The 24120-nt window shown below is 45.9% G+C and carries 23 protein-coding genes and 1 tRNA gene; 7 read left to right on the forward strand and 17 right to left on the reverse strand.

The features are described 5' to 3' along the window. Positions 1-91 precede the first annotated feature (91 nt). Genes FD975_RS05695 through hrpA form a run of 6 tightly spaced genes read right to left on the reverse strand, consistent with a single transcriptional unit; the run spans position 92 to position 8792 of the window. Positions 92-955, reverse strand: a complete 864-nt coding sequence (locus tag FD975_RS05695) for a molybdopterin-binding protein (RefSeq protein WP_251371139.1) — start codon at positions 953-955, stop codon at positions 92-94. Beyond that, complete coding sequence (locus tag FD975_RS05700; RefSeq protein ID WP_215300943.1) at positions 948-1817, reverse strand: EI24 domain-containing protein; 870 nt, start codon at positions 1815-1817, stop codon at positions 948-950. The genes FD975_RS05695 and FD975_RS05700 overlap by 8 nt, the downstream gene beginning before the upstream one ends. A gap of 30 nt (positions 1818-1847) precedes the next feature. Beyond that, positions 1848-2825, reverse strand: a complete 978-nt coding sequence (locus FD975_RS05705) for a sterol desaturase family protein (RefSeq protein WP_215300945.1) — start codon at positions 2823-2825, stop codon at positions 1848-1850. Between the two features lie 15 nt (positions 2826-2840). Further along, complete coding sequence (locus FD975_RS05710) at positions 2841-3611, reverse strand: polysaccharide deacetylase family protein (RefSeq protein WP_215300947.1); 771 nt, start codon at positions 3609-3611, stop codon at positions 2841-2843. Between the two features lie 9 nt (positions 3612-3620). Next, a complete protein-coding gene (locus FD975_RS05715) occupies positions 3621-4649 on the reverse strand; it encodes a cytochrome D1 domain-containing protein (RefSeq protein ID WP_215300949.1) in 1029 nt (342 codons plus the stop codon). 60 nt (positions 4650-4709) lie between these two features. Further along, a complete protein-coding gene (gene hrpA / locus FD975_RS05720) occupies positions 4710-8792 on the reverse strand; it encodes an ATP-dependent RNA helicase HrpA (RefSeq protein ID WP_371743368.1) in 4083 nt (1360 codons plus the stop codon). A gap of 17 nt (positions 8793-8809) precedes the next feature. On the opposite strand from hrpA, the gene argA reads away from it, so the two are divergent. Together argA and FD975_RS05730 are read left to right on the forward strand one after the other, a co-directional pair. Continuing rightward, a complete protein-coding gene (argA, locus tag FD975_RS05725) occupies positions 8810-10174 on the forward strand; it encodes an amino-acid N-acetyltransferase (RefSeq protein WP_215300950.1) in 1365 nt (454 codons plus the stop codon). A 65-nt stretch (positions 10175-10239) separates the two neighbouring features. Then, complete coding sequence (locus FD975_RS05730) at positions 10240-10521, forward strand: oxidative damage protection protein (RefSeq protein ID WP_215300952.1); 282 nt, start codon at positions 10240-10242, stop codon at positions 10519-10521. A gap of 10 nt (positions 10522-10531) precedes the next feature. Here FD975_RS05730 and rpiA read toward each other — a convergent pair whose 3' ends face one another. Continuing rightward, a complete protein-coding gene (rpiA, locus tag FD975_RS05735; protein ID WP_215300953.1) occupies positions 10532-11242 on the reverse strand; it encodes a ribose-5-phosphate isomerase RpiA in 711 nt (236 codons plus the stop codon). 109 nt (positions 11243-11351) lie between these two features. On the opposite strand from rpiA, the gene tal reads away from it, so the two are divergent. Then, entirely contained in the window at positions 11352-12320 is a 969-nt protein-coding gene (gene tal, locus FD975_RS05740; RefSeq protein WP_215300955.1) for a transaldolase, read from the forward strand. Positions 12321-12350: 30 nt separating this feature from the next. Next, positions 12351-12773 carry a thioredoxin TrxC gene (gene trxC, locus FD975_RS05745; RefSeq protein ID WP_215300956.1) on the forward strand — a complete coding sequence of 141 codons (423 nt, stop codon included), beginning with the start codon at positions 12351-12353 and terminating at the stop codon, positions 12771-12773. A gap of 23 nt (positions 12774-12796) precedes the next feature. On the opposite strand, the gene FD975_RS05750 is transcribed toward trxC, so the two are convergent. From FD975_RS05750 to rnr, 3 genes are read right to left on the reverse strand one after another with little or no spacing between them, the layout of a single operon-like run. Beyond that, positions 12797-12982: a DUF2892 domain-containing protein gene (locus tag FD975_RS05750; RefSeq protein ID WP_114653186.1), complete on the reverse strand. Its 186-nt coding sequence runs from the start codon at positions 12980-12982 to the stop codon at positions 12797-12799. A gap of 34 nt (positions 12983-13016) precedes the next feature. After that, complete coding sequence (gene rlmB, locus FD975_RS05755; RefSeq protein WP_215300959.1) at positions 13017-13772, reverse strand: 23S rRNA (guanosine(2251)-2'-O)-methyltransferase RlmB; 756 nt, start codon at positions 13770-13772, stop codon at positions 13017-13019. A 28-nt stretch (positions 13773-13800) separates the two neighbouring features. Then, positions 13801-16212, reverse strand: a complete 2412-nt coding sequence (rnr, locus tag FD975_RS05760; protein WP_215300961.1) for a ribonuclease R — start codon at positions 16210-16212, stop codon at positions 13801-13803. Positions 16213-16355: 143 nt separating this feature from the next. Here rnr and FD975_RS05765 point away from each other — a divergent pair. Next, positions 16356-16442, forward strand: a tRNA-Leu gene (locus tag FD975_RS05765). A 54-nt stretch (positions 16443-16496) separates the two neighbouring features. On the opposite strand, the gene FD975_RS05770 is transcribed toward FD975_RS05765, so the two are convergent. From FD975_RS05770 to FD975_RS10475, 4 genes are read right to left on the reverse strand one after another with little or no spacing between them, the layout of a single operon-like run. Beyond that, positions 16497-16994 carry a hypothetical protein gene (locus FD975_RS05770; RefSeq protein WP_215300963.1) on the reverse strand — a complete coding sequence of 166 codons (498 nt, stop codon included), beginning with the start codon at positions 16992-16994 and terminating at the stop codon, positions 16497-16499. Positions 16995-17042: 48 nt separating this feature from the next. Further along, the gene (locus FD975_RS05775) at positions 17043-17729 is read right to left on the reverse strand and encodes a dienelactone hydrolase family protein (protein WP_215300965.1); all 687 of its coding nucleotides are present in this window, start codon (positions 17727-17729) and stop codon (positions 17043-17045) included. A 37-nt stretch (positions 17730-17766) separates the two neighbouring features. Beyond that, positions 17767-18726 carry an MFS transporter gene (locus tag FD975_RS05780; RefSeq protein ID WP_251371450.1) on the reverse strand — a complete coding sequence of 320 codons (960 nt, stop codon included), beginning with the start codon at positions 18724-18726 and terminating at the stop codon, positions 17767-17769. After that, complete coding sequence (locus FD975_RS10475) at positions 18608-18991, reverse strand: hypothetical protein (protein WP_251371532.1); 384 nt, start codon at positions 18989-18991, stop codon at positions 18608-18610. Before FD975_RS10475 ends, FD975_RS05780 begins: the two co-directional genes overlap by 119 nt. Positions 18992-19081: 90 nt before the next feature. Between FD975_RS10475 and FD975_RS05785 the strand changes: the two genes are divergently transcribed. Together FD975_RS05785 and FD975_RS05790 are read left to right on the forward strand one after the other, a co-directional pair. Then, positions 19082-19567 (forward strand): hypothetical protein, encoded by a 486-nt coding sequence (locus FD975_RS05785; RefSeq protein ID WP_215300967.1) that lies wholly within the window; start codon positions 19082-19084, stop codon positions 19565-19567. 69 nt (positions 19568-19636) lie between these two features. Further along, on the forward strand, positions 19637-19792 hold the full coding sequence (locus tag FD975_RS05790) for a hypothetical protein (protein ID WP_215300969.1): 156 nt from the start codon (positions 19637-19639) through the stop codon (positions 19790-19792). 98 nt (positions 19793-19890) lie between these two features. Here FD975_RS05790 and FD975_RS05795 read toward each other — a convergent pair whose 3' ends face one another. From FD975_RS05795 to FD975_RS05805, 3 genes are all read right to left on the reverse strand, one after another. After that, positions 19891-20394 (reverse strand): hypothetical protein, encoded by a 504-nt coding sequence (locus FD975_RS05795; RefSeq protein ID WP_215300971.1) that lies wholly within the window; start codon positions 20392-20394, stop codon positions 19891-19893. Positions 20395-20489: 95 nt separating this feature from the next. Beyond that, the gene (locus tag FD975_RS05800) at positions 20490-22703 is read right to left on the reverse strand and encodes a malate synthase G (protein ID WP_215300973.1); all 2214 of its coding nucleotides are present in this window, start codon (positions 22701-22703) and stop codon (positions 20490-20492) included. Positions 22704-22762: 59 nt separating this feature from the next. Continuing rightward, positions 22763-24103: an adenylosuccinate synthase gene (locus tag FD975_RS05805; RefSeq protein ID WP_215300975.1), complete on the reverse strand. Its 1341-nt coding sequence runs from the start codon at positions 24101-24103 to the stop codon at positions 22763-22765. Positions 24104-24120: the final 17 nt, after the last annotated feature.

The following is a 24120-nucleotide window of genomic DNA, read 5'->3' on the forward strand; positions in this document are numbered from 1 at the left end:
AAACAAATGGGAATGATCATTATTGCACTAATTAAGTGCTGAAATACCCCCAAAATCCTGAAAAAATAGTATATTTGCACCAAAGTAGTGCTTAATCCGCTTTAGAAATATCATGGATTGCATAACCCAAAGCTTCGGTACCGGCTCGCAAAGCAATCCAAGCGTTTTCTAGCAGATTTGCATTACCTTTGATCCCCAATTCGATATGGCGCTCAGAGTAAACACCACCCTTAGATGGGTCACCAACCGATGGGAGGCTAAAGACCTTTACACCAGGAAAAGAGGCTTCAATACGCTCCATTAATGGCGTAAGGGTTGACTCTACGCCCTTGGGAACGATGAAGCTCTGCTCAGCCCAGTTCTCACGATGAAAGAGACTTTGATAATAAGTATCAAGACACCAAGCCATCATAGGGGCAGCCATCACCGGGAAGCCAGGGACAAAGTAGTGCTCTCGAATAGAAAAACCTGGGATCTGGTTATAGGGATTCGGAATAATGTCACTGCCAAGCGGGAATTCCCCCATCTTGAAGCGATGTTGATTCTCCGGCGTGTTGAGATCCGCCTTCAAGGGATCACCCTCTGCCATAGCCTGAATACGCCCAGCAATCAACTCTTGCGCAGTCGGATGCAACTCGGTTTTAGTAGCCAATGCCAAAGCTGCACACTGCCTAGTATGGTCATCGGGAGTAGCACCAATACCACCAGTACTAAAAACTACATCGCCACTGGCAAAACTATCCTTAAGAGTGGCTGTAATTTGCTCAGGATCATCCGCTACATATTTAGCCCAGGACAAACTCAAGCCCCGCTCAGATAAGAGCTCGATCAACTTGCTCATATGTTTATCTTGACGGCGCCCAGACAAAATTTCATCACCAATGACGATTAAACCGAAGCGACGTGACTTAGGCTCTGACAGATTCATGTCAACTGTATTTAATGCATCAGCCATGGTACGGGAGCTCCATATCAATTACACGCGCTTCTATATTTAAAGATTGATCTAGTTCTTTACTGCGTAATTCCTTTAGCGCATCTAGCAAATAGTGTGTAAACCACAGCGCAGCAAACACGAAGATTAATGAGTAAATCCAAAGTGCAACAAAACTCACAATAGGAAACAAGACGAGAGCTAATGCAGAGGTTGCCCAAAAGAAAGTAGGGACAGCTCCGAGCATCCCTGACACAATGCCCATGGTTAACAGCGGCCACCGATGTTGGTGCAAAAGCGCATCGCGCTCTTCAGAAGTGGCATGTTGAGCCAACACATCGTAAGACATTAGTCGCATCGTCAACCAACCCCATAACAAAGGCGGCAAGACTGCGACGAGTGGCGGAATCCACCACACTGGTAAAGTCAACATCACCAAGGCTAGGCAGATCAAAGCAGACCATAGGGTGTATAAAAAGCTCCCAAATAAACCGCCACCTTTCTTTCGCTCAAGATCTTTGTAGGCATGCTGACGTGTGACTACCTTGACGATTGTTGGTACGGTAGTAAAAGCGATAAATACCAATAAGCTGATTGAGATTAATGGAATGAGCATCATGACAAAAAAGAGTGGCGCAATCCATGCGCGTGCATTTTCAAATCCAGCCCAAATCAGTCCATCCTGAATCCAACTAGTAAAGACAGATGTTGTTAAAAAAATGCTCAGCATCTCCAGGGCTGGAGTCCAAGTCAGCCAAATTAAGCAACCCCATAACACCGAGACAATCAAAAATGGTCGTAGACTTAACCACAGCATTCTGGGATGCATGGTGCCAACCATTGCCAAGCCAAAAGATTTGAATAATTGCTGGATACTATCCATATATCCTTATTGTTGGTCGAGTTAAAAACTTCATTTGGCCTTAGGCAATAACTCTACAAGGGCATGCTTCAAGGTTTGCCATTGTTGAATAAATATATTATGAGAAACAGCTAAGTCCCTCACTCCAGTTGGGTAAACTGCTTTCGGGAAAATAGCAGTATTAAATAACATATCCCACCAAGGAAACAGTACACCAAAATTGCAGCCACCTAATACGCCAGGCTTACCTTTTGCTTCGTGACCATAGCCTACCGCATGATGCATACGGTGATACATTGGTGAGACTAATACATATTTAAACAGTCCCAAGTTAACGTTGATATTGGCATGTTGCCAGCTCTGTATTAGCTGACTAAAAACAACTAGCAAAATAAATTGGCTTGGCGAAACGCCAAACAATAAAGCGAAGAAAGCAAAAACTACAGCATGCATGATGTCATCAAGAATATGATTTCGATCGTCCGACCAAGCAGTCATTACGGTTTGACTGTGATGTAGTGCATGGAGTTGCCACCACCAATGAATCGTATGTGAAGCACGGTGATATAAATACTCAACAAAATCTAGCAAGATAAAGTAAATAAAAAAACTGACTAATGGGATAGCCGTAATTGGGGGCCACCAAGATTCAACATTCATTCTTGCAAAACGAAAGTCATGAAGAATTGAATCAATCTCAAAAAAGAATCCGGAGAGAGCAATAAATATTAGACCGTGAAAAATACCCAGGCGATGAAAAAGCGTATAGAACACATCTGCTTTGCTTGACTGTGCAAAATGCTCTTGGGTTTCCGCAGGCGCTAACTTTTCCCAAGTGCGCAGCACAATCACAATGAGAAATATTTGCACACATCCAAACAGAAACCAATCAATACCGTCAAAAACATCTTCCGCCATCGACATGAGGTCAAGCTGATACAAAATTGGGCCAGCAACATTAGCAAACAAGAATTCTTGAAGGCTAGCGTAAGCTGAGGCAATTGTGGCTATGAAAGGATTGGAATCCATACCTCTAATTGTGACTTATTTATCATGTTTTGGCAGAGTAGCAAAGCAGAAGCCGCGACCCTTCAAATTGATAATCAATTGTTCTAAAACTGCTGGCGCCCAAGGGTCCTTGCGCGACCAAATGCCCAAATGGGCCATTGTGATATCGCCGTCCTGAAGCTGGCTACTTGCTTTGTCCAACAGCATCTTGTTTGGATGGGTTTGCGAGCTCAACTCATCCCCCAGAAATCCTGCAGGACTCCAGCCGATATGCTGATAGCCACACTGAGTGCCCATCCTAATAGAACGCGGTGAGGTTTTTCCACCAGGCGCTCGCCAGATTTTCTGAATACCGGCACCAGTTAACTCCCTGAAGCGATCATCGACTCGCCTAATTTCTCGGCAATAGCTTGCTTCGTTGTATAGGTTCATTACCCCCGCCTTGGAACCAAACTGTGGTCTAGCAAAAATCTCTCCACTGGGGCCATCTTTGACATAGTACACATGGTCATAGGTATGGCTGCCAAAGTGATGGCCCTCACGAAGAAGATCTTGCCAATAGGATTTCCATGATTCATCTAGAGAAAAATCACCGCGACTGGTTTTTTCATTTGCCAGAAAAAAAGTAGCTTTAACATTTTGACGGCTCAATATGTCGGCAACATTCGTCGCAACTGACATATTCCCAGTATCAAAAGTAAGGTAAATCGTTTTTTTGCAGTGATTGTCTTGAGAATATGCAAGTGAAGTACATGTCGCTAAAAAGATTAGCGACGTTAGACGAGCAAGAGCGGAAATCCAACCCATTGAATTGGGTTATTCCCAACCTGCGCGTGGAGTGAAGAAAACACCATGCGGAGATTTTCCAACTGGGATTACAGTGATTAGCTTCATTGAGGGAATATCAATTACTCCCGCTTTTTTAGAGAAGCGGAATGTAACCCACATTGTTTTGCCATCAGGCGTAATTTCCATATCGTCTGGGCCAGCAGGAAGACCGGTAATATCCCCAGTCTTTTCCAAAGTCTGCATATTGATTAGGCTGATAGTTGAAGCAATACGGTTGCTGACGAACACATGCTTCTTATCGCCTAATGGACGGAAGTTATGAGCACCCTTCCCTGTGAAGATGCGCTTCACTTCTTTACGGTTTTTCCAGTCGATAACTTGGACATTGTCCTCGCCGGTAATACCAACCAATAAATATTGATCGCCAGGCGTCATCCAAACTCCAGCAGGAACTTTACCCGTGGTCATTTTCCAAATGACAGTCTGCGTATCTAAATCGATTGCAGCCAATTCATTGGAATCTTGCAGAGTAATGAAGGCAATCTTGCTATCCGCAGTGAACGCAACGTGACTCGGCGTCTTTCCCAGCTTAATTGATTTGGCCAGCTTAAGGTCCGCTCCTTGAGCGTGATACACATCTACTCTATCTAAGCGATTGCCGTTTGCAACAAACCATTTGTGATTCGGCGAGTAACCAATTTGGTAGGGGTCAATAATATTCGAGATCTTACCGGTCAACTCTCCGCTAATGGGATTCATGAGCACCACGTCATTGCCGGCAGCATTCGCGATCAGGAGCGTCTTTTGGTCCGGAGTCATCATCAGGTGATGAGGCTCTTTTCCAACCGGGACAGTCTTAATTACTTTGCGGCTAGGCATGTCAATCAAGCTGACAGTTGCTTCACCAGAATTCAACACCACTGCCAACTTGGGCTCGGCCTTAGGGTCAACAGTCGTTGCGGTTTGGGCAAAAACGCCATTCTGAATACCAAAGAGGCCGAATATCACCAAGACTGAAATGGTGGCAGATTTGGCTTTATTAATAAATATGTACATAGCCGACATTGTAAGCAATAGATGCTCAGTGTGAGCTAGCTCGATAGCGATCGATTTGACTTAACGCAAGCTAGCTAAGACCTTTTCTAGGCGTTTTAGGGACATTGGTGTTGGAGTCTTTAATTCCTGGGCATAGAGGGCTACCCGTAATTCCTCTAGTTGCCAGCGGAAATCACTCAAAGCCTGATCCCCCGCCATGGCATAGTTAGTAGAACCACGGCTACCTTGAACCAGTTTTTGCCAAGGTCTGGCAACCGACTCCCAGTCTTTTTGACACTGGGCATCCCGACTGGGGTTGGCGCGCAACTTATCAATACGCATTGCAATTGCCTTGAGATATCGAGGGAAATGCACTAGCTGGCTATATGGCGTGTCAGATACAAATTTCGGGAATATTAAACCCTGAACCTGCGCTTGAATGTCTGTGTAAGCAGCAGCTGAAGCAGCCTTGGCTTGAGCCATCTTCTTTTGAAGATCTGCATGAGCCTGCAAAGCCGCTAAAGCATGTTTTGAAATCTCTTGAGCAATTAAGGCCAGTCTAGGCTTACCTGCCTGTAGGCGCTCAGCAAATTGATCCGCATTCACCGGCAATGGATCATTCATGAATGCACGCTCTAAGGCAAGATTGAGAATTTGCTCAATCAAATCATCCACTGAACCTACGTTGATAAATAGTAGGCCAATCTCACGCATTCCAGGCAACTGCTTCTGCAGTGCCTTAAGCGTGTCCTTATTTGACAAAGTAAATAGTCTACGAAGGCCTTGCCAATGATATTTCCTAGCTTCTAGTAAATCGTCAAATACCTCAAGATCACATGACTCAGCACGATCCACTAAGGCTGGGTAACCGAATAAAGTGCGATTACCTTTTTGAATCTCCAGTGTTTCAGGCAGCTCACCAAAGTCCCAAGTTCGATAACCACTCTGCTCTACTTTTTTTACTGCTGCAGTAGTTGTGGCTTGGTTTGTTTTAGCACTTGCATTTGGAGTGCTGACTGACACATCAGAAACCAGCTCCTCTTGAACCGCTTGCTGGGCAATCGCCTGGAATGCAGTTCGAGCCGTTTCACCGTACTCAGCACGCAATCGAGTTAAATTACGCTCCAACTCAAGTTGTCGACCATGTTCGTCCACCAGACGGAAGTTCATCGAAGAGTGCAAAGGCAGCGATTCAGGTCTGAAGTCTGTACGCTTAATTTCTAAACCACGTTCTTTGCGAATATCCGTAATGAGGCTATCTAAAAAGTCACCCACACCAAACTGTTTTTCTGCGAGCATGCGGTCTAAGAAAGACTTTGCATATTCCGGCAGCGGAATACAGTGACGACGTAACTTCTGGGGAAGTGATTTTAGGAGCAGATGGATTTTTTCCTCACACATACCTGGCACTAGCCATTCGCAACGACGACCATCTACCTGATTTAACAGAGTCAATGGAATAACTAGAGTGACTCCATCCTTAGGACTGCCAGGCTCAAAGTGATAAGTTAAGCTCAATTCAGTGCCACCAACAAGCATCTTTTTGGGATAGCGATCTACCGTAATTCCGGCAGCTTCATGGCGCATTAAATCAGCCTTAGCTAAACGCAAGAGAGTATCAGGCGGCTCGTGATTGTCACCCCCCGCTCTAGATGCTTTTTTCAGCCAGGCATTCATACCCTCTCTACTGAGGACATCTTTGGGAATGCGTGAATCATAAAAAGCAAACAGGAGGTCATCATCCACCAAAACATCGGGGCGACGTGAACGATGCTCTAGAGCCTCGATCTCTTTGATTAATCTGCGGTTATGCCAGAAGAATTCAAAACTTCCAGGATATTTCTTTTTAGCATCAGCCTCGGTCTCTCTCATTAATGCTGGAGTATCCATACGTCCGAACATCTCTTCCTGGACTAAGGCCTGCGTAATAAATATTGAACGTGCATCCTCAAGATTATGTGGTTCATAGCGAACTCGACGCCCGTGATAAATGGGGAGTCCATACAATGTGCCACGCTCAAAGGCCATGACCTCACCTTGACGACTATCCCAAAAAGGCTCACTTAGAGATTTGATGAGGCGATGGGCAGCAACCTTCTCAACCCACTGAGGCTCAATTTTGGCAATTGTGCGGGCATACATACGATTGGTTTCTTGGAGCTCACCAGCTAATATCCAAGCACCGGCCTTTTTACCAATGGTTGAACCCGGCCAGATAAAGGGGCGAATACCACGAGCGCCAATGTAACCACCGGTCTTGCTACCGCGCTCTTGAGATTTTTCATCCTCTTCTTTTTTGGCAACGTAACCTAATAAGCCAGTTAATAAAGACAGATGTACTTGTTCATAGGTAGCGGCCGAGGGATTCTCTTTCCAACCCTTTTCACCAAGCATGGTATGCAACTGCCCATGTACATCACGCCATTCTCGTAAACGCCTTGGAGATAAGAATTTACTGCGGCACAGATTTTCTAATTGGCGATTGCTGTGCTTGTGCTTCAGTGCATCTTGATACCAATCCCACAATTTAACAAAGTTTAGGAACTCAGATCGCTCATCAGCAAACTGTAGGTGCGCCTGATCAGCAGCAGCGGCCTGATCCATCGGTCGATCACGAGCATCTTGAGTGGCCAAAGCGGAAGCGATGATGGTAACTTCACGCAATGCGTTTTGTTCTTTAGCTGCTAAGAGCATACGACCGATACGTGGATCCAAGGGAAGATCTGCTAACTGCTTGCCTATAGGCGTTAGCTTGAAACTATTGTTAATGTCTTTGTCATCACTCCTAGAACTCTCGTCATAGACGATGGCACCCAACTCATCTAGCAACTGCACACCATCTGCAATAGCTCGACCTAGAGGCTTATCAATAAATGGGAATTCTTGAATACGGGGCAAGCGCAACGAACTCATACGCAGCAACACTGCCGCCAGTGAACTGCGGAGAATTTCTGGATCAGTAAATTTGGGTCGACTTAAATAATCTTGCTCGCTATATAGACGAATACAAATACCGTCAGATACACGACCGCAACGACCTGCCCTTTGATTGGCTGCCGCCTGAGATATTGGCTCAATTTGCAACTGCTCGACTTTATTGCGATAGGAATAGCGCTTCACCCGCGCCAGGCCGCTATCCACTACATAACGAATATTGGGAACTGTTAATGAGGTCTCGGCAACGTTGGTAGTAAGGATGATGCGTCGACCATTGCCGGGATTGAACACACGCTCTTGCTCTGCAACTGACTGGCGCGCAAACAGACTTAATATCTCCGGATGAAAGCGTTGCTGCAGGACATGATCTTTGCGAAGCGCTTCAGCGCAATCCCGAATCTCTCGCTCTCCAGGCAAGAAAACTAAAACATCGCCAGCACCTGAGGCGCCCTCTCGCCACACATTAGCAATCGCCTCCGCCACTGCATCTGGAATCTCCTTAGCCTCTTTGGACTCCCTCTTACCGTCTGGCTTGGCATCCGGCTCTAGGGATTCGTAACGCTGCTCTACAGGGAAAAGTCGTCCACTAACCTCAATCACCGGAGCTGACTTGCCATTCAAGGAGAAATGATCTGAAAAACGCTTGGCATCGATCGTGGCCGAGGTGATGATCAACTTGAGATCTGGGCGCTTCGGTAGTAGCTGGCGAAGGTAGCCTAGTAAAAAGTCGATATTGAGCCTGCGCTCATGAGCCTCATCGATGATGAGAGTGTCATAGGCACGAAGTTGGGGGTCCCTCTGAGTCTCGGCAAGCAAGATTCCATCAGTCATCAACTTGATTGAGGCGCCCTGACTGGTCTTATCGGCAAAACGAACTTGATAGCCAACGTCTTGACCAATTGGGGTGCCAAGCTCTTGGGCTATACGCTTCGCTGTAGCCGTTGCAGCAATACGTCGAGGCTGTGTATGGCCAATGAGACGCCCGCCGTTGATAGTGCCTCTTCCAAGATCTAAACAGATCTTGGGTAATTGGGTTGTTTTGCCTGAACCAGTCTCTCCACAGACAATCACTACCTGGTGAGAGCTCAAGGCATCCTTAATGATTTGGCGTTGGCCTGATACCGGCAGCTCCTCTGGGAAACGAATCTCTATCAGACGGGAGGTGTTGGAAGCAGGCACAGTCGCAGGGCTTGCTTTGGGTTTTTGTTGGTTTATAGGCTCTTGCACCCTATAATTTTCTCACTATGCCAACAAATGCACCAAACCCCGGCTCAAACGCCGAAGAATCAAGCTCCAACTTTCCTTTTGTAGGATGGCTGCGTGATGTTGCGCCCTATATCCATAGCTTCCGCGAGAAGACCTTTGTTATTGCTTTTGCTGGTGAACTTGCCCAAGAAATTGGCCTTGAGAATCTGATTGAAGATATCGCTATGTTGCATGCCATGGGTATGCGCATTGTTTTAGTTCACGGCATTCGCCCTCAAATTGAAGAGCAGCTTATGCTCCGCAATATCAAGAGTCAGTTTGGCAAGAGCACAATGCATAGCTATCGCATCACCGATGCCGCAGCCTTGGAATGCGTCAAAGAAGCTGCTGGTGAATTACGCCTCGATATTGAAGCGGCATTTAGTCGCGGCTTACCTAATACGCCGATGGCAGGATCACGCATTTCAGTGATCTCAGGAAACTTTATTACCGCCATGCCTGTGGGCGTGGTTGAAGGTACTGATTACATTCATACCGGACTGGTTCGTAAAGTGGACTCCACTTCAATCAAGCTATCACTTGATAGCAACAAAATTGTTTTGCTATCACCGCTGGGTTTCTCGCCAACCGGGCAAGCATTTAATCTTGCCTTTGAAGATGTAGCCGCTTCTACTGCTGCTGCACTCAAAGCAGATAAATTAATATTCCTCAGCCCCTACGCTGGTCTTAAAGATGCCGAAGGTGATTACATTACCGAACTCTCGATGCCACAGCTACAAGAATATGTAGCCGAGCATCCTAATCTTGATTTAGGCATGAAGAGCTTGCTCAATATCTCAGGTAGAGCCATTCGTGCTGGTGTGAGTCGTGTGCACTTCTTACCTTGCAATCGTGATGGCGCACTCTTGGAAGAACTCTTTACCCACGATGGTATTGGCATGATGTTGGCTTCATCCGATATTGAGAATTTACGCGAAGCGAATCAAGATGACGTTGGTGGCATATTGCAGCTTACTAGCCCGCTTGAAGAAGAAGGTATTTTGGCTGCCCGCGGACAAGATGTGATTGAGCGCGACATTCAGCGCTTCTCTGTGATTGAGCATGATCGCGTGCTCTTTGGATGTGCCGCCCTCTTCCCCTTCCCCAATGGCGTAGGCGAACTTGCTTGCCTCGCAGTCGATCCTGATGTTCAGGGCTCCGGTGATGGAGAGCGCTTACTAAAGCGCGTTGAGATGCGGGCAAAGCGGGAAGGAATTAAAAAATTGTTTGTTTTAACTACCAGAACAGAGCACTGGTTTTTAAAGCGCGGCTTTAAGCGCGCTTCTGTTGACGATCTTCCAGAAGAAAGAAAGCAAATTTACAACTGGGATCGCAAATCCATGGTTCTAACGAAAGATCTATAAGCTTTTATAGCTTTCCTTGGTATACATTTTTTTATTTAGTACATCGTATTTGAAAGGCATTACAAATGGCACGCATGGTTCAATGCATCAAACTCAACAAAGAAGCTGAAGGTATGGACTTTGCTCCACTGCCAGGCGAGCTAGGCAAAAAGATTTGGAACCAAGTTTCTAAAGAAGCTTGGGCGGCTTGGTTAAAGCAACAAACTATGCTGATTAATGAGAATCGCCTCAATATGGCCGATCCTCGTGCTCGTCAATATTTGCTCAAACAAGTTGAAAAATACTTCTTTGAGGGTGGTGCCGATACAGCTCAGGGCTATGTACCGCCTGCAGATGAGTCTAAATAATTCATTTAGGCTACAAAACTAGGCGGCTTACGCCTGACGCATTGCTCACCAATAAGATATCGGCTTTCTCTTTGGCAAACAGGCCCACAGTAATCACGCCAGCAATTTGATTGATTTGCGCTTCTAGCGCGAGTGGGTTAGTGATCTTTAAGCCAGCAATATCTAAAATCCAACCACCGTTATCTGTCACATAAGGCTGGCTAGGCGTCTGTCCCAAGTCGGCACGAGTTTCCTTTGACATTCTGAGCGAGACTGAACCCCCTAACTTAGCCAACTCCTGACTAACGATAGCTTTGGATAAAGGGATGATCTCGACCGGCAATGCGAAGCTTCCCAAGACTGGGACTTGTTTAGATGAATCGCAGATACAAATGAATTGCTTTGCCATCGAGGCAATAATCTTTTCGCGGGTCAAGGCACCGCCACCGCCCTTAATCATGTACCCAGCAGGATCGATCTCATCTGCGCCGTCAACATAGGCGGGCAACCGATCTACGTCATTCGGATCTAAGACCTTAAAACCGTGCTTTAACAAGCGCTCAGTTGTAGCATTAGAACTCGATACCGTTCCTGCAAAATGCCCCTTATGCGGCGCCAAAGCATCAATAAAACAATTAGCGGTGGAGCCAGTCCCAACACCTATGATCTGGCCGGCAGGCAGCTTTAATACCTCATCCCGCGCCGCTTCACCCACCAATTGCTTTAGTTGATCTTGATTCATGATCTTGCCCGATATCCTTATCTAAACTGGAACAGCCTTATTTATGCATCTATCATATGATATTCAATCTGCTTTACTGTTTAATTAAATAAGAACATTCAAGATCCTCATGACCTCCTCCCTTACCGCGCTGAGCCAACTAAAGCAACTGACTACAGTCGTAGCCGATACCGGCGACTTTGAGCGCATGCAGGAATACCAGCCCCAAGATGCAACAACCAATCCATCCCTGATACTCAAGGCGGCACAGCAAGCCAACTATCAGGCCTTGGTAAACCAAGTAAAATCAGCCCACCCCAGTATGAAACCAGTCGATTTAGTCGACCACATCCTAGTGGCTTTTGGCCTTGAAATTTTAAAGATTGTTCCAGGACGGGTTTCAACTGAAGTAGATGCCCGCCTCTCTTTTGATACTCAGGCAACCATTAACAAAGCGCAGCATCTTATCGCACTGTATGAATCTCACGGGATCGATCGTCAGCGTGTCTTAATCAAACTAGCAGGTACTTGGGAAGGCATTCAGGCGGCTAAAGCTTTGGAGGCTGAGGGCATTCACTGCAATATGACGCTGCTTTTTTCTTTGGTGCAAGCTGCCGCCTGTGGTGTAGTGAATGCTAAATTGATTTCACCATTTGTAGGGCGTATTACCGATTGGTACAAAGCCAAACTGGGTAGCAGCTGGAGTGATGTCAATAATGGCGGTGCGAATGATCCTGGCGTCACCTCGGTCAAGCGTATCTTCCACTATTACAAACATTTCGGCATTACCACTGAAATCATGGGGGCCAGCTTTCGCAACACCAGCCAAATCCTAGAGCTAGCAGGATGCGACTTGCTCACTATCAGTCCAGAACTTTTGAGTGATCTTCAGGACAGCACGACAGCGGTTGAGAAGAAGCTCAATTCCAGCAATGCAGCAAGCGCTCTAGCTAGCGAAAATATCTCAGCTCTCAAGTTAGATGAATCTCACTTTAGATTGCAGTTAAATAATGATGCTATGGCCACAGAAAAGCTTGCAGAAGGCATACGCAATTTCTGTATCGATACAGAAAAACTAGAAATTCTTTTAAGTAATTAAGTCACTAGACTAAACTTTTGAGGAGTAATCATGATTATCCATTGCCCACATTGCAATAAAGCAAATCGCGTCCCTGCTGAAAAACTCAATCAGACACCTGTTTGTGGAGCCTGCAAACAGGAGCTTCTTTCACTCCCCATCAATGCCACTGCATCAAACTTTAGCGAACTGGTGACTCAATCAACAATGCCGGTAATAGTCGACTTTTGGGCACCATGGTGCGGGCCATGCAAGATGTTTGGTCCTACCTTTCAGGCAAGCGCTATTACTCACGCAAATCAGGTCTTGTTTGTCAAAGTCAATACCGAGGCAGAAAAAATGCTCGGTTCGCAATGGAATATCCTCTCAATACCAACGCTAGCGGGATTTAGAAACGGCAAAGAAGTACATCGCATTAGTGGCGCACTACCGCCAGCTCAATTAGAGCAATTCATTCAGCAGCTAATTGCCTAATGTTTTGCTAATCAACTACCAAATTACTTCTTAGCGGTACTGATACCCAAAATACTATAGGCAGGGCAATTTCCCATCATCCCAGTCAGCAAAGGGATAATGCCGATCCACGCCCAGGGGCCAGTAATTCCAAAACCTGCAAGCCCCATCAGGGTGACGCCAACAGTCATTCGTAGAACGCGGTCAGTATGTCCAATATTGCATTTCATAGAAGCCCCTTGAGCAAATTGATGGATTTACTACTTATTTAGGCTCTTTAGCCAAGCGCTGTCTTAGTGCTTCGTACAAGCATACGCCACTCGCTACAGAAACATTCAAACTCTCAACAACACCCTTCATCGGAATACGCACCAACTCGTCACAAGTCTCGCGCGTTAAGCGTCTCATACCCTCACCCTCTGCGCCCATGACGATACCAATCGGACCAGTGAGATCCAGATCATAAATAGACTTTTCAGCTTCATCGTCAGTGCCAATTAACCAAACACCCGCTTCTTGCATTTCTTTCATGCTGCGTACTAAGTTGGTAACGGTAATCACTGGCATTACTTCAGAAGCGCCACTAGATACCTTGCTCACAGTCGCATTGATAGAGGCCGAGCGATCTTTAGGGATCACTACTGCATCAACACCAGCGCCATCAGCAACACGTAAACATGCACCGAAATTATGGGGATCTGTAACACCATCCAATACCAAGAACATTACTTTACTTTGATTACTCTCCGCATCTTCAACCACCTCGGTAATAGTTCGGGCGATGGTCATCTTCTCTGCTAAAGCGACTACACCTTGATGGCGATCATGGCCAGCGAGTTTATGAAGACGTTCAGCATCGGCTGCATGCAATCTTTCACCCAAAATCTCTTCAGCTTGCTTAAGAAAATCACCCATACGACGGTCACGCCGGCTAGGGTCAAAATAAACTGACTTCAGACTTGCGGCATCAACTCGCAAACGCGCTTGCACTGCATGAAAACCCACCAATATTTGCTTCATCTTTACTTATCTCATCCTGTATTGCTAATTATTTGCGACGCGCTTTAGTACTGCGGACAGGTGGTTTAGTGCCAGCAGGCTTACCAGCTGGTCTAGTTGGTTTACCGGACTTGCCTGACTTGGCAACTTTACTGGCCGTTCTTCCAGCCTGATTCTTAGACTGATTGGCACCCAAATTACCGTCAGACTTTGCGGCATTCACATTAACTCCAGAATGCTTCTGCGGCTCTTTACTGCCAGGGCGACCCTTCTTTGGAGATGCCTTTTTATTGGGTCTGCCAGTATCGCTAGCTAAAATAATTTGACGGCGATTCGTTGTACCACCTGGCTCTAGACCAACAGACTTCACCAAGCTAAATTCAATCTTGCGGGCGTCAAGATCAACGCGGCTGACTAAGACATGCACACGATCACCTAAGCGATAGCGAATACCTGTTCTCTCGCCACGCAACTCTTGTCGGGCTTCGTCATACTGAAAGTAATCGCCACCCAATTCTGTGACATGAATCATGCCCTCAACAAAGAGATTTTCTAGCTGCACAAATAAACCAAAAGAAGCTACACCAGTAACGGTGCCAGCATACTCTTGACCCAAATGATCTCGCATGTAATAACACTTGAGCCATGCTTCGACATCACGAGATGCTTCATCTGCACGACGCTCATTAGATGAGCAATGCACACCCAGCTGACCCCAAATAGGCAAAGCAGCATTCGCACCCTTTGGTAATTTAGGCAAGCGTGTACCTTTGGCAGCAGCTTCTTTCGCATCACTGTGAGACTTCTTAGCATTAACCGCATTTTCACGACCCTTACCCTTGCGTGGCAAAGTAAGGTTGAGCGGGACGGTTGGCGGCAATACAGGTGTATAGGGCTTCTTGGCCAGAATCGCTTTAATAACTCGATGAGTCAATAAATCGGGGTAGCGACGAATCGGGCTAGTGAAATGCGAATACGCTGGATAGGCAAGTCCAAAGTGGCCTTCGTTATCCGGCTGATACATCGCCTGCTGCATAGAACGTAAAACAACGGACTGAAGCATATTGGCATCAGGACGCTCTTTGATTTCGCGCATGAGCTTGGCATAGTCTTTTGGCTTTGGCTTTTCACCACCACCTAATGACAAACCAGAGGTGCGCAATACTTGGCGCAAGGTGACTAACTTTTCTTCAGAAGGTTCGCCGTGAACGCGATACAAGCTGAGATGCTTATTCTGATCGATAAAATCTGCTGCACAGACGTTAGCTGTCAACATGCACTCTTCAATGAGGCGATGCGCATCGTTGCGCAAACGCGGCTCGATTCGCAGAATCTTACCCAGCTCGTTACTGATAATTTGAGTTTCAGTAGTTTCAAATTCGATAGCGCCCCGTTTTTGACGTGCGTCTAATAAAATTTTGTACAGAGAATAGAGATTTGTCAGTAAAGGCCTGAAATCAGCAAAACGCGTTGCTTCAGGACCCTTGCTATTAGAAAGAATCTCCCACACTGTATCGTAGGTAAAACGTTGTGCAGAATGCATTACCGCTGGATAGAACTGGTATGCCAACACTACTCCGTTGTTATCCACAACTGAGTCACACACCATACAGAGACGATCAACACCAGGGTTCAAAGAACAAAGACCGTTAGAGATCTTCTCAGGCAGCATTGGTATTACCCGTCTCGGGAAATACACCGACGTTGCACGCAGCAGGCCTTCATCATCTAAGGGTTGGCCTGGCTTTACATAGTGGGATACGTCAGCAATGGCAACAATCAGGCGCCAAGCCTTGCTCTTGCCATACATCACCGGTTCGCAATATACCGCATCATCGAAGTCGCGAGCATCGGCACCATCGATGGTGACTAAAGGGACATCACGTAAATCAACTCGACCTTCAAGGTCGGATTGCTGAACTGTATCGGGCAAGGCAGCCGCTTCTTTTTTAACAGCCGCTGAAAACTCATGCGGGACGCCATACTTGCGAACGGCGATTTCAATTTCCATACCAGGGTCGTCAATTTCACCAAGCACTTCAACAACGCGGCCAACGGCTTGACGATAGCTATCTGGATAGTCAATGATCTCAACGCTCACTACTTGACCCAATTTGGCATTACCCTGACCCTTTGGTGGAATCAAGATATCGTGACCAATGCGTTTATCCTCTGGCGCAACAATCAAAACGCCATTCTCATTTAAGAGGCGGCCAATGACGACTTTATTTGCGTGCAGAATCACATCAACGATCTGACCCTCTGGTCGACCACGACGATCTGTTCCCAATACTCTGACATTGACCCTATCACCGTGCATAACGCGGGACATTTCTCTTTCAGAAAGAAAAATATCTTCTCCACCATCATCCGGTATTACAAATCCAAATCCATCTCGGTGACCTTGGACTGTACCTAAGCGGTCAGCCTCTCGTGGCACCAAGTTTTTTGCTTTACGCATTTAATTCCTTCGGCAATTCATGCCTTATATATCAATCATTATTCTTGCTTAGGCTACTGTATCAAACCACTAAGTCTGAAGGGAAAAAGCCAAAAGGGGTTAGAGGGTAGGCCACAAGGCACATACCTTTATAATAATGGCATGCCCAGGTGGCGAAATTGGTAGACGCACCAGCTTCAGGTGCTGGCGATCGTAAGGTTGTGGGGGTTCGAGTCCCTTCCTGGGCACCAAATACACCTACAAAGACCTATATGGGGACTAAACAGCCTCTTTTCAATAGGCGACTAAATTCCCATGGTCCTATGCAAGATCTTGGGCTTCATCTCTTCCCAAAGACTTTCAAACTCCTCCGCCCTATCTTCCGATAGTTCAATAGGCTCAAAGAGGCCACTGAAGAAGATAGTTTTTTTAGGTGCCAGGGTCTTCTCAAACTCACTAAGTCCAACCGGCTTATCGTCAATATCCCGCGTCAACTGAGCTGAACACACAATAGCCTCATTATCGTCTTGATCAATGACGGCAAACTCGATCAGCTGTTGATTTTTCTCCAGTATGACCAAGGTACCTCGGGCATAGCAGACTGCCTCATGCTCTTGGGCGATATAAGCCAAAAACTGATCCTCCTCAGCCTTCTCCATACGCAGATCATCTATAAAAAAGAGGTATTGATCCCCCGCTCCATTTACTAAGGTAAAAACCTTAGGGATGACGCCATGAGCCAGAGCGAGATTTCGGTAATAGGAAGAAATTTCAACAGCGAGGTTTTCAGCAAAAAGATGCATGGGCAATAAAAAGAGATGAGTTATTCAGTAAAGATGATGGGCGGCCAATTAATTGTCGAGCGTACGCTCTAGGAAAGTCATAGTCCGCTCCCATGCCAAATCAGCTGCAGCAGAGTTGTATTGCAAAGGTGGAAGATGTCTAGAGTCTGACTTAGGGTTAGCAAAGGCATGCTTAGCGTCATAACGCTGGAAATCATAATTAGCTCCAGCAGCTTTAAGCTTTTCTTCAAGTTGATCAACGCCAGCAATCGAGAAAAATTCATCATGAAGCGCCCAGTGCGCCAACATTGGTTTTTTAATAGCCGACGCATCAACATACTCTAGTGGCGGATAACCATACCAAACTACAGTTCCATCAGATTCTGGAACGAGGCCGGCAGATAATACGGTGAGGGCTCCGCCCATACAAAAACCCGTAACAGCCACTTTGGCACTGCCAGTTGCTTTGAGATATTGAACGGCACCACGGATATCTTGACTGGCGGCATCGCCAAAATTCAAATCATTCATGAGGTGCTCTGCCTCATTCGCCTCTAAAGCCAACTTGCCACGATAGAGATCCGGAACCAAGGCGCGATAACCTGCTTTCGCCAAACGATTAGCAACATTCTTAATTTCATCATCTAAACCCCACCACTCCTGAATCACTACTACACCAGGGGCAATTTTTGGATTGGCAGGCTCAACTACATATGCCTCCACTGAAGCGCCATCAGGTCTTTGAAATGTAATCATGACTATCTCCAATCTTTCTTTTAAAAATGAATTAGGCTTACTTCGACTGTTTATCGGTATGAATATATCCCACTAAGCAAAAGGTAAGCAAGCCGCACAGAGCTGCCCCGTAACCAACCAGGTTGTAATGCTCCATCTTCCCATCAGCACTAATAGTCACGACCATACCCGCAAGAACTGAGGCTAGCCCGGATGCAAGCATTTGTACCGAGCCCACCAAACTCATAAACGTACCTCGGACTTTGGCCTCTACTACTTGACTCACTATAGCCATCGCCGGAATCATGCGCCCAGAGACCAGGACAAAAAAGGCGGTGGAGTTAATCAATACCACCCAAAGTGGTACCGGCATGAGATTGGTTGTGATGACCAATGGAATTAAGCTAATCACAGCGAGTACTCTAAAGACCTTGACCTTGCCGTAATGGTCGGCCATATGGCCAATCACGCGAGAACTCATGAGTGTTGCAATCCCACCGCAAAGATAAATTAAGGAAATGTAAGAGTTATCAATGCCAACATTGGCAGTCAAGTAGAGAGCGATATAGGGGATGACGGAAAATCCGGTCAACATAATAAGCGCCATAAAAACAAATGCTCGCAAGTGCTGATGAGCAAAGAAGATATTCCAGATTTGACTAAGGCGACTTCCCTCGTGAGTCTGCCCAAGATGTCCGGTGATCTTAGGAATATTGCGATAGCCGACATACAAAATAAGGCTCGATATCAAAGCAATGAAGATAAACGGTGCACGCCAACCCAAAGATGGAATATTGTTAGCCAAAAATAAACTGAGCGGAACACCAGCCACTGTCGATATTGAGAATGCTGACATTACAGTGCCCAATGCCTTCCCCCTGCGCTCAAATGGAATGGAATCAGCAACGATCGTTTGCACCAATGAGCCTAGGATGCCTCCAAATGCTCCTGCGAAGGCTCGCGCAATAAAGAGTGAATGGTAATCGGGGGCCAGGCCACAAACTAAGGTCGCAATAATAAAACAGGCATACAAACTCAGTAGCAAAGACCCCTGCAATGGCAGCGGCAAATGTATAAGAGGAAAGCAATAAACCAAACTCATGGGTATTGATATTGAGCTCACGAATAAATTCAGGGCCCAAAGGCATCATGATCATGAAGTCCAGAATATGGGTGAACTGAATTCCGGCTAAGGAGAATAAGAAAAAACGTTCGTTTCTCTTTCCACCTGGCATGTGATACTCGGTCAAGGGTTTCTTTACATGATATTGAGGATGTGCCATTATCAAGGCTTACCGATAAAAATGCTGCCTAGTCTTAGCAAGCTTGTCTTAAATAATTTTGGCTAATGCTCACCCCTGATCTAGATATCTATGCTTGAAGCCCTCATTAATTTCCCCATACTCCCCCTTCTAAGGGACGCACTTTGGGGAATAGTCGGTTTAATTGTTATTTTGGTTTTTCATGGCAGCGCCATTAATCACATCTACATGCGATTTGACCGACGCACCAGTAAATGCTTAAAGCTTAGTCAATACAACCGTGTATTCGCTCATTTTTATGCCTCATTTGCCTTCATCGCACTCACACACGTTCTTGAAATTTTTCTGTGGGCAATCTTCATCTTTAGCTTCAGCCTCTTTAAAGAGCCCATCGAGGCAATTCTTTTTGCAGGCAGTTGCTACACGACCGTAGGATTTGAACCTGATGCATTGCCAGATGGTTGGAAAACGCTGGCTTTCTTTATTTCCTTTACTGGTCTTTTCTCTCTTGCATGGACTACCTCAATCATGTTTGGTATGACCAGCGTCTATAAGGAGGCCTGGAATTTAAAATACAAGAATAGGCTTGACCTTTAAGTAGCTCTAATTTTGTTGCATTGCAGTGTATTTGGAGTATCATTAGGGTTAACCCTTAAGGAGCTCATCATGGCAAATGCAAAAACAGTACAGTTTCATCAAGCACCCACCTTTAGTCTGAAGCCTTTAGTGGCAGTTAAGAACTTCTTTGCCATATTGGCAGCTGCTTTTGTAGAAGCTAAGGCAATGGAATACAAAACACGTAAAACTAGTGGAAACTGGTAATTTATTGCTGATTTAGCCTGTTTTTTGACCATTTTTGGTCTTTTTTGAGAAATAAGCCTTTGAATCTTCGAAGGCTTTTTTCTTTTTAACTCTAGAGATTAGACCTTAATGTAATAACCATAAACACATCTCGAGCCACCTCGAGACGGGTTGTGAGTATCTTGAATTACGCCTTCAATTACCGCACTTAAGTGTTTAGAAACCTTCACAATTAATCTACCTTCAGGTAGCTCACTGGCCACTAAATGCACTTGGCAGCCAGCCCCAATCTTCATGGTCGGAACCCATTTAAAGCCATGACCTAGGATGTAGTCGTGAAAGACATTGCGATGATTGCCATTGCGTGGCGAGGAACCCTTCGCAGAAAGTCTCCTAGCTAACTTATCATTTCGGAGTTCTGCATAGGCTGCATTAGCAATACGAAGGTCTTCATAGACCTGCATATAAGGCAACTCTGCAGCAATGGCGATGGCACGAACAACACAGTCACCAGCTCCACCTTTAAAGCCTGCTACCTCCCTACCCCCATCATTAAATTGAAACCCCAGCGCATGCCCACGTGCTGCAACACGCCTGGTAAAGGGATTTAGAAAGCTAAACATGATATGGCTAAAGACTTATATAGTTGGCTAGTAAAAAGAAAAATGGACTTGCCTCTCGACAAATCCATTTCGCTCATGAGAACAAGAAATAAAGATTAAGCGTGAGCCTTCTTCACCTCTAAGCGCCATGCATGAAGCAAAGGCTCGGTATAGCCATTAGGCTGCTCTAGGCCTTTGAAAATCAGATCACTTGCTGCTTTATAAGCATAAGAGTCTTTGTAATTTGGCATCATCGGCTGGTACAAAGGATCGCCAGCATTTTGACCGTCAACTACTTTAGCCATACGCTGCAAAGACTCATTCACCTGAGCTTCAGTAACAATGCCATGCAATAGCCAGTTGGCAATATGCTGACTAGAAATACGCAAAGTTGCACGATCTTCCATCAAACCTACGTTATGAATATCTGGCACCTTAGAGCAACCAACACCTTGGTCAATCCAGCGAACCACATAACCCAAGATACCTTGGCAGTTGTTATCCAACTCTTGCTGAATTTCTTCTTTAGACCAGTTAGCTTTTTCCACTACTGGAATAGTCAACAAATCATTAATCAAGGCTTCAGCTTCAGCAGCCGTATCTAACTGCTCCATCTCTTTTTGCAGTTGAGCGACATTCACCTGGTGGTAATGCAAGGCATGTAATGTTGCTGCAGTAGGTGAAGGCACCCAAGCAGTATTTGCACCTGCCTTTGGATGGACAATCTTTTGCTCAACCATAGCCTTCATCAGATCTGGCATTGCCCACATACCCTTACCGATTTGAGCGCGACCACGCAAGCCACAATCTAAACCAGCGAGAACGTTACGACGCTCATAAGCTGACAGCCACTTACTGGTCTTCATATCGCCCTTGCGCATCATTGGACCTGCATGCATTGCTGTATGCATTTCGTCACCAGTACGATCTAGGAAGCCAGTATTAATAAAGGCTACGCGAGCACCAGCAGCTGCAATTGCTGCCTTGATATTAGCGCTCATGCGACGCTCTTCATCCATGATGCCAAGCTTCACAGTATCCGCGGGCAAGCCCAGCAACTTCTCAACACGACCAAAGAGCTCACCAGCAAAAGCAACCTCTTCTGAACTGTGCATTTTTGGCTTAACAATATAAACAGAGCCTTTACGAGTATTGCCAATTGCCTGAGTTGCAGGACGATTAATGTCATACAAAGCAATCAATACCGTAACTACTGCATCCAAGATGCCTTCGTAAATCTCTTTACCTTCACCAGTGATGATCGCTGGGTTAGTCATCAAGTGACCAACGTTACGAAGGAACAATAAAGAACGGCCATGCAAAGTAACTACACCGTCTTTAGCATCCACTGCGCCAATGCCTGCTTTATATTGACGATCTGGATTGAGGGTGCGAGTAAAAGTTTTTCCACCTTTGCTCACTTCTTCAACCAAAGTGCCCTTGAGAATGCCTAACCAGTTTTCATAGGCAAGAACTTTGTCATCGCCATCAACCGCAGCAATCGAATCTTCTAAGTCCAAAATAGTAGAAAGAGCGGCTTCGAGCACAACATCGTTAACGCCAGCAGCGTCGCTTGCGCCAATCGTTTTAGTCTTATCAATCTCGATATCAATATGCACACCGTTATTACGCAGGAGCACTGAAGAAGGTGCAGCAGCATCACCTTGATAGCCAACAAATTGCTTCTCATCAGCAAGGCCTGTTTTGCTGCCATCCTTCAGGCTAACTACTAACTTGTTGCCATCAACCGCATACGCAGTAGCATCCGCATGTGAACCCTTAGCAAGAGGTGCTGATTGATCTAAAAACTTGCGGGCAAATGCAACAACCTTGGCACCACGAATCGCGTTATAGCCACCCGCCTTAGTTGCGCCATCTTCTTCAGAAATAACGTCAGTACCGTAGAGAGCGTCATACAAAGAGCCCCAACGTGCATTAGCGGCATTCAGTGCATAGCGGGCATTGAGCACTGGAACGACCAATTGCGGTCCAGCTTGAAGAGCCAACTCATCATCAACGTTCTTGGTAGTGCCAAGAACTTTTCCTGGCACGTCATCGAGATAGCCAATTTCTTGAAGATGTTTACGATAAGCGGGCATATCCTTAATCGGACCAGGATTGGCCTGATGCCATTTATCCAAGTCCACTTGCAAACGGTCACGCTTAGCCAATAAAGCTTCATTTTTAGGGCTTAGGTCTTTGACGATTTCGTCAAAACCTTTCCAAAAGTCTGCGCTTTTAATACCTGTACCAGGCAAGACTTTATCTTCAATAAAGCGATATAAGGGTGTAGCCACTTGAAGGCTATTACATTGTGTACGTGCAGTCATATCAAAACCTCAAAACAAATATGTAAATTAAATATACAAACGTTAATTAAAAACTCTTATTAACCCTTGAATGGATGTTGTAGAAGAATCGTTTCATCGCGTTCTGGTCCTGTTGAGACCATAGCGATCGGCTTTCCTGCAACTTCTTCGATACGACGCAGGAACTTCTGTGCCTCTATTGGGAGTTTGTCCCATTCACGAATACCAAAAGTAGTTCCCTTCCAGCCTGGGAAATCCTCATAAATTGGTTCACAGCGCGCAACGGCTTCAGCGCCACGCGGTAATACATCTAATGTTTGACCATCCAGCTTGTAACCTACACAAAGGCGAATAGTCTCAAAGCCATCCAATACGTCCAGCTTGGTAATACACAAGCCAGACAGACCATTAATCTGAATTGAGCGCTTAAGTGCGGCAGCATCTAACCAACCAGTGCGGCGTGGGCGACCAGTAACAGAACCAAACTCTTTGCCGACTTCAGCCAAACGAATGCCAACAGGATCTTGTTTAGCGGCATTATCAAAGTCATACAGCTCGCTTGGGAATGGACCAGCGCCAACACGAGTGCAATAAGCCTTAGTAATGCCCAAAATATATTGCAAAGAATCTGGACCAACACCAGAGCCAGCAGCCGCATTACCTGCCACGCAGTTGCTTGAAGTGACATATGGGTAAGTACCATGATCAATGTCGAGCAAAGTGCCTTGCGCACCTTCGAACAATAAATTTTGACCTGCCTGCTCTGCTGCATATAAAGCACTAGAGACATCAACTACCATGGGCTTAATGCGCTCGGCAAAAGACATGGCTTCTTCAAAAGTCTTTTGGTAGTCAACCGGTTCAGCACCGTAGTAGTTGGTGAGCATGAAGTTGTGATACTCCAAGTTCTCACGCAATTGCGCTGCAAACTTTTCTGGGTAAAACAAATCTTGAACTCGTAAGGCGCGACGAGCAACTTTATCTTCGTAAGCCGGCCCGATTCCACGACCGGTTGTACCAATCTTGGCATCGCCGCGCTTTTTCTCGCGAGCATGATCAATCGCTACGTGATACGGGAGAATCAATGTCGTTGCCTCAGAAATCTTCAAACGGGATTGAACATCCAGTCCAGCAGCCTCTAGCTCGCCGATTTCTTTAAAGAGCGCCTCTGGAGAGAGCACCACACCATTACCGATATAGCAAATGACATTTTTGTGCATGATTCCAGATGGAATCAAACGCAGAATGGTTTTCTTATCACCAATGATCAGGGTGTGACCAGCATTATGTCCACCCTGAAAACGCACAACCGCTTGAGCATGATCAGTTAACCAATCGACTACTTTGCCTTTGCCCTCGTCACCCCATTGGGTACCGATGACAACGACGTTACGACCATGAGCTTGTTGCTTTGAAGACATAATAAAATCCAAAAGGT

Source organism: Polynucleobacter sp. AP-Jannik-300A-C4 (assembly GCF_018688335.1).
In the GTDB taxonomy this organism is placed as follows: domain Bacteria; phylum Pseudomonadota; class Gammaproteobacteria; order Burkholderiales; family Burkholderiaceae; genus Polynucleobacter.

Excerpts from the sequence above, each read along its gene's own strand:
- FD975_RS05695 (WP_251371139.1), bottom strand. The coding sequence starts at position 955 with ATGGCTGATGCATTAAATACAGTTGACATGAATCTGTCAGAGCCTAAG.
- FD975_RS05700 (WP_215300943.1), bottom strand. The coding sequence starts at position 1,817 with ATGGATAGTATCCAGCAATTATTCAAATCTTTTGGCTTGGCAATGGTT.
- FD975_RS05705 (WP_215300945.1), bottom strand. The coding sequence starts at position 2,825 with ATGGATTCCAATCCTTTCATAGCCACAATTGCCTCAGCTTACGCTAGC.
- FD975_RS05710 (WP_215300947.1), bottom strand. The coding sequence starts at position 3,611 with ATGGGTTGGATTTCCGCTCTTGCTCGTCTAACGTCGCTAATCTTTTTA.
- FD975_RS05715 (WP_215300949.1), bottom strand. The coding sequence starts at position 4,649 with ATGTACATATTTATTAATAAAGCCAAATCTGCCACCATTTCAGTCTTG.
- argA (WP_215300950.1), top strand. The coding sequence starts at position 8,810 with ATGCCAACAAATGCACCAAACCCCGGCTCAAACGCCGAAGAATCAAGC.
- FD975_RS05730 (WP_215300952.1), top strand. The coding sequence starts at position 10,240 with ATGGCACGCATGGTTCAATGCATCAAACTCAACAAAGAAGCTGAAGGT.
- rpiA (WP_215300953.1), bottom strand. The coding sequence starts at position 11,242 with ATGAATCAAGATCAACTAAAGCAATTGGTGGGTGAAGCGGCGCGGGAT.
- tal (WP_215300955.1), top strand. The coding sequence starts at position 11,352 with ATGACCTCCTCCCTTACCGCGCTGAGCCAACTAAAGCAACTGACTACA.
- trxC (WP_215300956.1), top strand. The coding sequence starts at position 12,351 with ATGATTATCCATTGCCCACATTGCAATAAAGCAAATCGCGTCCCTGCT.
- FD975_RS05750 (WP_114653186.1), bottom strand. The coding sequence starts at position 12,982 with ATGAAATGCAATATTGGACATACTGACCGCGTTCTACGAATGACTGTT.
- rlmB (WP_215300959.1), bottom strand. The coding sequence starts at position 13,772 with ATGAAGCAAATATTGGTGGGTTTTCATGCAGTGCAAGCGCGTTTGCGA.
- rnr (WP_215300961.1), bottom strand. The coding sequence starts at position 16,212 with ATGCGTAAAGCAAAAAACTTGGTGCCACGAGAGGCTGACCGCTTAGGT.
- FD975_RS05770 (WP_215300963.1), bottom strand. The coding sequence starts at position 16,994 with ATGCATCTTTTTGCTGAAAACCTCGCTGTTGAAATTTCTTCCTATTAC.
- FD975_RS05775 (WP_215300965.1), bottom strand. The coding sequence starts at position 17,729 with ATGATTACATTTCAAAGACCTGATGGCGCTTCAGTGGAGGCATATGTA.
- FD975_RS10475 (WP_251371532.1), bottom strand. The coding sequence starts at position 18,991 with ATGGCACATCCTCAATATCATGTAAAGAAACCCTTGACCGAGTATCAC.
- FD975_RS05785 (WP_215300967.1), top strand. The coding sequence starts at position 19,082 with ATGCTTGAAGCCCTCATTAATTTCCCCATACTCCCCCTTCTAAGGGAC.
- FD975_RS05790 (WP_215300969.1), top strand. The coding sequence starts at position 19,637 with ATGGCAAATGCAAAAACAGTACAGTTTCATCAAGCACCCACCTTTAGT.
- FD975_RS05795 (WP_215300971.1), bottom strand. The coding sequence starts at position 20,394 with ATGTTTAGCTTTCTAAATCCCTTTACCAGGCGTGTTGCAGCACGTGGG.
- FD975_RS05800 (WP_215300973.1), bottom strand. The coding sequence starts at position 22,703 with ATGACTGCACGTACACAATGTAATAGCCTTCAAGTGGCTACACCCTTA.
- FD975_RS05805 (WP_215300975.1), bottom strand. The coding sequence starts at position 24,103 with ATGTCTTCAAAGCAACAAGCTCATGGTCGTAACGTCGTTGTCATCGGT.